The following is a 9,263-nucleotide window of genomic DNA, read 5'->3' as shown; positions in this document are numbered from 1 at the left end:
ATCCCGATACCCCCGCGCCAGCTCAGCCGTCCCGTCGCTGGAGCCGTCATCGACCACCAGCACCTCGAAAGCGTCCCTGCCCAGGTCCTGCCCGATCAACGAGTCCAGCGTGCGCCTGAGCAACTCCGCCCGGTTATAGGTCGGGATGACGACACTGCACCTTCCGACAGCGGCCACCGACATCTCCCTGCGTCGCTCAGGCGCCCCACACCCCGGCCGAGCCCCGGGGCAGGTCTCGGGCGAGTATGTCCGCTCTCGGCGCCGGCAGACAAGACCCGCCGCCGCGCGTCGGTCACAGCGAGGGCAGGTACCTGCGCAGCTCGAACGGGGTCACCTCGGCGCGGTAGTCGACCCACTCCGAGCGCTTGTTCCGCAGGAAGAACTCGAAGACGTGCTCGCCCAGGGTCTCGGCCACCAACTCCGAGTCTTCCATCGCCCGCAGCGCGTCGGCCAGGTTGTGCGGCAGGTCGTCATAGCCCAGCGCTCGCCGCTCGGTGTCCGACAGCGCCCAGACGTCGTCCTCGGCGCCCGGCGGCAGCTCGTAGCCCTCTTCGATGCCCTTCATGCCGGCCGCCAGCAGCACCGCGAAGGCCAGGTAGGGATTGCACGCCGAGTCCAGCGACCGGACCTCGACCCGGGTGGAGTTGGCCTTGCCGGGCTTGTACATCGGCACCCGGACCAGGGCTGAGCGATTGGCGTGGCCCCAGCACACGTAGGTCGGGGCTTCGACCAGCTGGCCCGGCGCCGACCAGCCGAACAGCCGCTTGTAGGAGTTCACCCACTGGTTGGTGACCGCGGTGATCTCACGGGCGTGGCGTAGCAGGCCGGCGATGAACGAGCGGGCGGTGGCCGAGAGGTAGAGGCTGTCCGACGGGTCGTGGAAGGCGTTGCGGTCGCCCTCGAACAGCGACAGGTGGGTGTGCATGCCGCTGCCCGGCTGGTGGCGGAACGGCTTGGGCATGAAGGTGGCATGCACGCCGCGGGTCCGGGCGACCTCTTTGATGATGTGCCGGAAGCTCATGATGTTGTCGGCGGTGGACAGCGCGTCGGCGTAACGCAGGTCGATCTCCTGCTGGCCCGGCGCCACCTCGTGGTGACTGAACTCCACCGAGATGCCGACCGCCTCGAGCGCGGTGATCGCGCTGCGGCGGAAGTCGTGGGCGGTGTCGTGGCTGGTCATGTCGAAGTAGCCGCCGTCGTCGATCGGCACCGGCTCGCTGCCGTCGGAGGGGCGGTTCTTGAGCAGGAAGAACTCGATCTCGGGGTGGGTGTAGAAGGTCAGGCCCCGGTCGGCAGCCTTGGACAGCGTCCGGCGCAGCACGTAGCGGGGGTCTGCCCAGGACGGCGAGCCGTCGGGCATCGTGATGTCGCAGAACATCCGCGCGGTGTCACTGGGCTTGCCGTCATCGCCCTGCAGGATCTGGAAGGTCGCCGGGTCGGGCCGGACCAGCATGTCGGACTCGCTGGCCCGGGCGAAGCCCTCGATCGCCGAGCCGTCGAAGCCGATCCCCTCGGCGAAGGCGCCTTCGAGTTCGGCCGGCGCCACGGCGACGGACTTGAGAAAGCCGAGCACGTCGGTGAACCAGAGCCGGACGAACCGGATCTGTCGCTCTTCCAGAGTGCGTAGGACGAATTCCTGCTGGCGATCCACAATCAGTCAGTCTGCCGTAACCGGCTCCGGCCGGGTAGCGACGCCCCGGTCGGGCGCCGAGCCACTTCCGGCGAAGGCGCGACTCAGGTGGCGCTGTCGGCCAGCCAGCTCGCCCACGAGACGTTCCAGTAGCCGGAGTTCCACTCGGCCAGGTTCCGCCCGGTGTTGCGCACGTCGACGATGTCGCCGGGCAGGGAGAAGTCGTAGAACCAGTAGGCGTTGGACGGTGAGACGTTGAGGCAGCCGTGCGAGACGTTGACCTTGCCCTGCTGTGCGATCGACCAGTCGGCCCAGTGCACGTACTCGCCGTCGTAGCTGATCCGCACGCCGACCGGCACGACCTTCTTGTACGCCTCGTCGCCCTTGCTCAGGCCGAACGAGGCTGAGTCCATTTTGATCTTCTTCTCGCCGCCGACCACCACGTGCGGGCCGGAGTTGGTGCGCAGGTCGATCGGGCCCTTGTCACCGGGGATGCGCACGTTCCGGCCCATCGAGGTCGGCATTGTGCGGACCAGCCTGTCGTTGGAGTAGACCTTGATCATCTTGGTGCGGTCGTCAGCGATCGAGATGTGCTTGTCACCGACCCGGAACCAGGTGCTGGCATCGGCCTGGCCGTAGAGCGACTTGCCGAAGTTCTTGCCGTAGACCTTGGCGGTGATGGTCACCTTGGTGCCCGGCTTGAGGTAGTTCTTGGTGCGCCAGTAGACGTTGGAGTCGTCCAGCCAGCTGAATCCGCCGACCTGAGCCGGCTCGGTCTTGACCGACAGCGCGGCCTGGGCCGCCTTGCGGTCGGGAATCGGCTCGTCGAAGTGGACCCGCACCACCTGTCCCACCCCGAAGGTGACTCCCGGTGAGACGCCGCCGCCGGCCGCGGTCTGGATGTAGGGCATCGTCATGTTGGCAGGCTTGAGCGTGCTGAAGGTGCTGGTTGTCGAGGTCTGCTGACCCGCCGGGTTGACGGCCGTGGCCGCCAGCGAGTACAGGCGGTTGTAGCCCAGCGTCTCAGCCGATGACCAGGACCGCTTGTCGGCCGACAGCGCGCCCTTGACCTGCTTGCCTTCGAGGTTGGTCAGGCTGACCTGAGACAGCGAGCCGCCTGACACCGCGACCTTGACGGGGGTCAACGGGTTGACGCCGGCCGCCTCGTGGGCCGGGGCGAAGCGCAGTGCCGCCGGTGGCGTCTGCGGCGCGCTGCTGGCAGCAGAGGCCGTCCCGGTGGAGGCGCCCGACCCGGGCCCGGCCGCGTCGGGGGACTTCTTCTGGGAGCAGGCGCTCAGCAACAGCGCGGCAGCCAGCACCCCCGACACCACCGCCGCCGTCCTATCCCGGTAACCCACCAAGACCGTTCCTCCCACTTCACGGCCACCCGCCGTCGCGGGCGCCGTAGCGCAACCATTGTGACTTACTTTCCGGGCGTTCACGGTCACGGCTCGTGACGAAACGGTGTCAAATGGAGGCCGTTCAAGGCTCGAACCACTCCCCCCGGGCGCCTAGGCACAGGCAGGCGGCAGACTGAGCGGGTGAGTGTCGTGCGGATCGCCCTTGCCCAAGTCGACCTGGTCGTCGGTGACCTGGACGCCAACTGCGCCATGGTGCGCGAGCGGGTCGGGCAGGCCGCTGAGGCAGGCGCCCAGCTGGTGGTCTTTCCGGAGATGACGCTGACCGGCTACCCGCCCGAGGACCTGGTGCTGCGCCAGTCGTTTCGGCAGGCCTCGTGCGCGGCGCTGACGAGGCTGGCCACTGAGCTGGCGGCCGCCGGTCAGGGCGACATCGCGGTGGTGGTGGGCTACCTGGACTCAGAGGGCGGTCCCCGCAACGCCGCCGCCTTCGTCCAGGACGGCCAGGTGGTGGCCCGCTACTTCAAGCACCACCTGCCCAATTACGGCGTCTTCGACGAGTCCCGCTACTTCAAGGCCGGCGCTGAGCTCAGCGTGGTCCACTTCGGCGGCGTCGACATCGGGCTGACGATCTGCGAGGACGTCTGGCAGGACGGCGGCCCGTTCGCCGCCGCCGCGGCCGCCGAGGTCGGACTGCTGGTCAACATCAACGGCTCGCCCTACGAGCGCGACAAGGACGACGTGCGGCTGTCCCTGGTGCGTCGCCGGGCGGTGGAGGCCGGCGCCGCGGTGGTCTACGTCAACCAGTGCGGCGCGCAGGACGAGCTGGTCTTCGACGGCGACTCGTTCGCGGTCGGCGCCGACGGCCAGCTGCTGGCCCGGGCGCCGCAGTTCGTCGAGGGCCTCTTCCTGCTGGAGCTGGAGCTGCCCGCCAGCACCGGCAACACGGTCAGCCAGGCCGGCGAGCTGAGCGTCGGCCGCTACCGGGCGCCCAAGCCGCCACGCCCGCTCAGCGAGGAGCTGGCCGAGCCGCTCGGGATCGCTGACCGGTTGCAGGACGAGGCCGAGGTGTGGGGCGCGCTGGTGGTCGGCACCCGGGACTACGTCGTCAAGAACGGCTTCTCCTCGGTGGTGCTCGGCATGAGCGGCGGCATCGACTCGGCGGTGGTGGCCGCGATCGCGGCGGACGCGATCGGGGGCGCGAACGTGCACGGCGTGGCGCTGCCCAGCGACTACTCCTCCGCGCACTCGCTCGCCGACGCCGCCGAGCTGGCCGCCAACCTAGGCGCGCCGTTGCAGACGGTGCCGATCGCGCCGATGGTCAGCGCGTTCGTCGAGTCGCTGAAGCTGACCGGCCTGGCCGAGGAGAACGTGCAGGCCCGGGTCCGCGGCACCACGCTGATGGGGCTGTCCAACCAGCACGGCCACCTGGTGCTGGCCACCGGCAACAAGAGCGAGCTGTCGGTCGGCTACTCGACGATCTACGGCGACGCGGTGGGCGGCTTCGCCCCGATCAAGGACGTCCCCAAGACGCTGGTCTGGAAGCTCGCGCGCTGGCGCAACGCCGAGGCGACGCGGCGGGGTGAGACCGCGCCGATCCCGGAGAACTCGATCACCAAGCCGCCGTCTGCGGAGCTGAGGCCAGGCCAGCTCGACACCGACTCGCTGCCTGACTACGAGGTGCTCGACGAGCTGCTGGCCCACTACGTCGACGGCGACGCCGGCTTCTCCGACCTGCTGGCCCTCGGCTTCGACGAGGAGTTGGCAGCCCGGGTGACGCGGATGACCGACGCGGCCGAGTGGAAGCGGCGGCAGTACCCGCCGGGGCCCAAGATCAGCCTCAAGGCCTTCGGCCGCGATCGCCGGCTGCCGATCACCAACCGCTGGCGCGAGCACGGGGTGAGTTAGATCTCTCGGCGGGTCGCCGGTTCCCAAGTCTGGGGAAATGGAGCACCATGGTGGGGTCCACCCATCGCCCGGGGACCGGTGAGCCGGCCTCGAGGAACCCCTAGGACTCGACATGAGCGAAACGCTCTACGGCGGCACGTCAACCCGCCGCATCACCATCCGCGACCTGCAGAACGCCAAACTGGCCGGTGACCGCTGGCCGATGCTGACGGCCTACGACTACTCGACCGCCCGGATCTTCGACCAGGCCGGCATTCCGGTGCTGCTGGTCGGTGACTCGGCGGCCAACGTGGTCTATGGCTATGACACCACGGTTCCGGTCACCGTCGAGGAGCTGCTGCCCCTGGTGCGTGCCGTCGTCCGGGGCGCCACCCGGGCGCTGGTGGTCGCCGACCTGCCCTTCGGCAGCTACCAGGTCTCGCCCCAGCAGGCGCTGGAGACCGCGACCCGGTTCCTCAAGGACGGCGGCGCGCAGGCTGTCAAGCTCGAGGGCGGGGCCCGGGTCGCGCCGCAGGTCGAGCTGCTCAGCTCGGCGGGCATCCCGGTGATGGCACACATCGGGCTGACCCCGCAGTCGGTGAACACGATGTCCGGTTACCGGGTGCAGGGCCGCGGCGACGAGGCCGGCCAGCGCCTGGTGGAGGACGCCCGCGCGCTGCAGGACGCCGGCGCCTTCGCGGTCGTGCTGGAGGTCGTGCCGGCCGACCTGGCCAAGAAGATCACCCACGACCTCACCATCCCGACCATCGGCATCGGCGCCGGCGTCGACTGCGACGCCCAGGTGCTGGTCTGGCAGGACATGGCGGGACTGCGGGCCGACGGCAAGCCGGCCAAGTTCGTCAAGCAGTACGCCGACGTGGCGCAGGTGCTGACCGAGGCCACCCATGCCTTCGCCGCCGAGGTGCAGTCCGGCGTCTACCCAGGGGCCGAGCACAGCTACCACTGACAGCGCGCGTTCGGCCTGGGCGTGACAGGCAGGCCCGCTCAGCCCTTGGCGAAAGCCTCTGCTCAGCCCTTGGGCGACAAGCCTGCTCAGCCCTCCCAGGCGTCCCAGGAGGCGTCTTCGGCGTCATACTTGCGCTCGCGCTCGGCGATGGTGTCCAGCGCCTTGGCCGCCTCGGCCTCGGTGTCGAACGGGCCGATCCGCTCATGGCTGCCGCAGCCTGCGAACGGCTCGACGGCGTGGTGCTTCTGGCAGAACCAGAACGTCCCGGTCAGATCTTCGGTACCCATCGGCGACTCCCGCGCAGAGGCGGCCTCGGGGCGGCCGCCGTGCACGTCACGCTAGAGGAACCGGCCGCCGGCGAGCCAGCGCGGCAGGCCTCAGCCCCGCCGGCGAGCCGGCGCGGCAGGCCTCAGCACGAGGGGCGACGGACGAGGGGCGACGGACGAGTCGACCTGTAAGCCGGGTCCTGTGGACGGAGGACGAGTCCTCCGAACGGCGACCATCCATCTCGGCCTGCCGTCGCCGGCAGGCTCTAGCGGTCTACCCACAGGCTCGGGCGAGCAGCCCTCGAACGCCTGCGCAGCGTCTCCGGCAAGCCTGAGACGCCTCTTGACCTTGCTCCGGGTGGGGTTTGCCTAGCCATCCCGGTCACCCGGGACGCTGGTGGTCTCTTACACCACCGTTTCACCCTTACCGAGCCGTTCGAGCAAGCCCGAACCGTCCGGCGGTCTGTTTTCTGTGGCACTTTCCCGCGGGTCACCCCGGGTTGCCGTTAACAACCACCCTGCTCTGTGGAGCCCGGACTTTCCTCGGCAGCCTGTCGCCAGGCTGACGCGGTCGCCCGGTCGGCTCGTCCGCCGCATGCCGATCTTAACGCCCGCGCGACGGCGTGACTTACCGCTCGTCCCACGTGAGGCCGTGGTCGCGGTACCGCGCGCGCTGGTGGTGATGCTCACCGGGGCTGACGACCGCCTGGCACAGTGTTGCCGAACTCGCTTCCACCGCGGCTATTCTGGCGGGGAGCCGCGGAGAACCGCATGCACGTGCACCCACGAGGTGTTGCAGCGCCTGCCTGCGGCTCGTGCGCCTACTGCGCGATGCGCTCCTCTAGCCAAGTAAGCTCTCGTCGCTGAAGCGCGACGTCCGCTAGGTCGACATCCTTCGCGTGCGCGTCCGGCCGCTCGTTCAACAGGTTGAAGGCGTTCTGCAGACGTTTCTTGTCTTGGAAAAATCGCTCGAACTGCGCCCACTCTCTACCGATTACTGCGCTTAGCTCAATCCAGTACAGCTTGGACATTAGCGCGTCGGGTGCAAGGCCGGCGCATTCCTCTCGCCTGCGAGCCGACAGCGAATCGTTGACAACCCCGACCCAGTCCCGGCCCGGGGGGAGAGTCATCTTGAGCACGACGCGGACGAATTCCCTGGCCTTTCGTTCGAGGATGTTCCTCCGCCGGCTGATGGATGCCAGTTCCTCTGCCCACTCCCCCTCGTCCAGATCCAACGCTCTGCGGCTGGCGGTGACCTCGCCCGCCTCGTCGACCCCGGGATGAGCGGACTGGCTCTCGAGCAGCTCGAGGCCGCGCTGGATCATCAGGCTGTCGACTGAAATCGAGCCAGCTTGTTGCCGCACGAGGCCGTACCTGATGAGGGGGCGCGCCTGGCGCGCGTCAACGTCATCCCCTTTCGACACACGGACCAATAGGTCGAACATTGGTCGGTCGACTCTGCGCAAGTTTTGCAGGGCAACTCGACTGATTTCGGCGCCTTCGGTCTCGGCGAACTCACTGCATAGCTGCGTAGCCAGGTGAGCGTCGATGTCCACGGGTCGCGCTTCGACCTCGACGTGGCGATGAATATACGATCCAGACATCCGCATCCAGTAGGGCAAGTAGGCAGATGTCTGAGCGATGACGCCACGTGCCTCCGGCGAAAGAGTCAGTCCGCAACGCTTTCCAAGGGCATTGATCATCGCGTCGGCGGCAGCCTCCGCGAAAGGGCTGAGGTAGTCCTCGGGCACGAAGTGGAGCACAGAGTTCTCAGTGCCAGCGATCTCTGCTGTGCGAAAACTGCTGCTGCTGACGCCGCTTACGAGCACGCTCACGGTGAGGTCATGCCGTTTCGACTCCTGTATGAGCGCCCGGAATTCACGCCAGAAGTCGTTGAAGTCATGCTTCCAATGTGTACTGGTCGGTGATTCCGGCGTAATGTAGTCGACCTCGTCGAACACGATCAGGAGTGGCGTCTTTGTCGATCCTGCCTGCCACATGGCGTCGAAGGTCGACATTATGTCTCCGTCGGACCGGCGCAGTGTCTGGCTCACGTGTGCGTAGCCCTGTTGGCTCGCGAGCCGCGCGAGCCGTGCAACCACCTTCAATGCCTCGGTGGCGCGCATCTCATTGAAGCCACGCAGCGAGCAGTCGATCATCGCGACCTTTGGAGATCCAGCATTGTTAGCGAGATCGATGACCCGATTGAGCATTGAAGTCTTGCCGACCTTGCGCAAGCCGAAGATTGCAGCGATCCGGCCTGCCTGCAGTTGCCGAAGCAAATCGTTAGCCTGCTCGCGCCGCCCGAAGAAGTCAGCGTCGTCGCTGACCGGGCCCGTGATCTGGAAACTATCCGTGGCGAATAGCTCGCGCGCGAGGCGCTGTCTGAGAATGGTGGCTGGGGGCATCGCACCAGCACCTGGCCTGTAAATCGGTAGGACGGTTAGCCCTGCCTCGCGGCCCCAAGCCCTCAAGTTGTCATCGCCGTCAGGATCCGCATGCACGACAATGGCTAAGTCTGGCTGTAATCGGGGTTGTTCAGCTTGTATGGCCTCCTGACAGACCGTAATTGTGCGAGCGTGCAGCACGGAGTAGTTCGCTATGAGTACGAAAACTTCCCGTTCAATGACCAGCGAGCCTCGGATTGTCTTCGTGGGTCTAGCGTACATCCCCACGTAGTTACCGTTGAAGGCTCTAAATCTGGCATAGCTCGTAATCTCGAATAGGCCAACTAGCGCAGTCGACACTTCAGACGCCAGGCTGTCCTGACTCACGAGAGAGCGCGCCTCTTCCTTCACATTCACGAGCTTGCGAGGGACCGACATGTCACTTGTCACTAGCGGACTGTACCTCTGACGGAAGGACTGACCTTCACTGAAGAGGACCGAGTCGTGGTACCGCGAGACAGCGCCCCGGAGTCGGCGAACCTAACGTCTAGATCATCGTTCACCGGCGAGCGGAACCTCTCACTCGGAAGAACGACGCAGCATCGTCGGTAGCTCCCGTCGGGAGGCGCTCGGTGTTCTTGAGATCGGTGCCGGGCGATGCTCCGATGAGAGGGTCGATTTGTGCTAGCCCAAGCCGTGATGGGGAGCCCGAGCGTAGTGGTACGACGGAGGCGCTGCATCGCCACGGGCCGTTCAATTACAACGTCC

General features: G+C 67.2%; 6 protein-coding genes and 1 other RNA gene. 2 read left to right on the top strand and 5 right to left on the bottom strand.

The window, feature by feature from the left end; translation table 11 throughout:
• Positions 1-292: 292 nt before the first annotated feature.
• Together glnA and VGB75_19595 are read right to left on the bottom strand one after the other, a co-directional pair.
• On the bottom strand, positions 293-1,651 hold the full coding sequence (gene glnA, locus VGB75_19600; protein ID HEY0169254.1) for a type I glutamate--ammonia ligase: 1,359 nt from the start codon (positions 1,649-1,651) through the stop codon (positions 293-295).
• Between the two features lie 83 nt (positions 1,652-1,734).
• Positions 1,735-2,988 carry an Ig-like domain-containing protein gene (locus VGB75_19595; GenBank protein ID HEY0169253.1) on the bottom strand — a complete coding sequence of 418 codons (1,254 nt, stop codon included), beginning with the start codon at positions 2,986-2,988 and terminating at the stop codon, positions 1,735-1,737.
• Positions 2,989-3,171: 183 nt separating this feature from the next.
• Between VGB75_19595 and VGB75_19590 the strand changes: the two genes are divergently transcribed.
• Both VGB75_19590 and panB read left to right on the top strand, forming a co-directional pair.
• Entirely contained in the window at positions 3,172-4,896 is a 1,725-nt protein-coding gene (locus VGB75_19590; protein HEY0169252.1) for an NAD+ synthase, read from the top strand.
• A gap of 112 nt (positions 4,897-5,008) precedes the next feature.
• Positions 5,009-5,842, top strand: coding sequence for a 3-methyl-2-oxobutanoate hydroxymethyltransferase (gene panB, locus VGB75_19585; GenBank protein ID HEY0169251.1), 834 nt, complete (start codon positions 5,009-5,011; stop codon positions 5,840-5,842).
• An 86-nt stretch (positions 5,843-5,928) separates the two neighbouring features.
• Here the strand turns inward: panB and VGB75_19580 are convergent, their stop codons facing one another.
• The 3 genes from VGB75_19580 to VGB75_19570 form a co-directional block, all read right to left on the bottom strand.
• Complete coding sequence (locus VGB75_19580) at positions 5,929-6,129, bottom strand: hypothetical protein (GenBank protein HEY0169250.1); 201 nt, start codon at positions 6,127-6,129, stop codon at positions 5,929-5,931.
• Between the two features lie 152 nt (positions 6,130-6,281).
• Positions 6,282-6,695, bottom strand: an RNA gene (gene rnpB / locus VGB75_19575) — RNase P RNA component class A.
• A gap of 234 nt (positions 6,696-6,929) precedes the next feature.
• Positions 6,930-8,516 (bottom strand): hypothetical protein, encoded by a 1,587-nt coding sequence (locus VGB75_19570; GenBank protein ID HEY0169249.1) that lies wholly within the window; start codon positions 8,514-8,516, stop codon positions 6,930-6,932.
• Positions 8,517-9,263: the final 747 nt, after the last annotated feature.

Origin of the sequence: Jatrophihabitans sp. (assembly GCA_036399055.1) — a bacterium.
Taxonomy (GTDB): Bacteria; Actinomycetota; Actinomycetes; order Mycobacteriales; family Jatrophihabitantaceae; genus Jatrophihabitans_A.
This window is presented reverse-complemented; position numbering and strand designations above follow the sequence as displayed.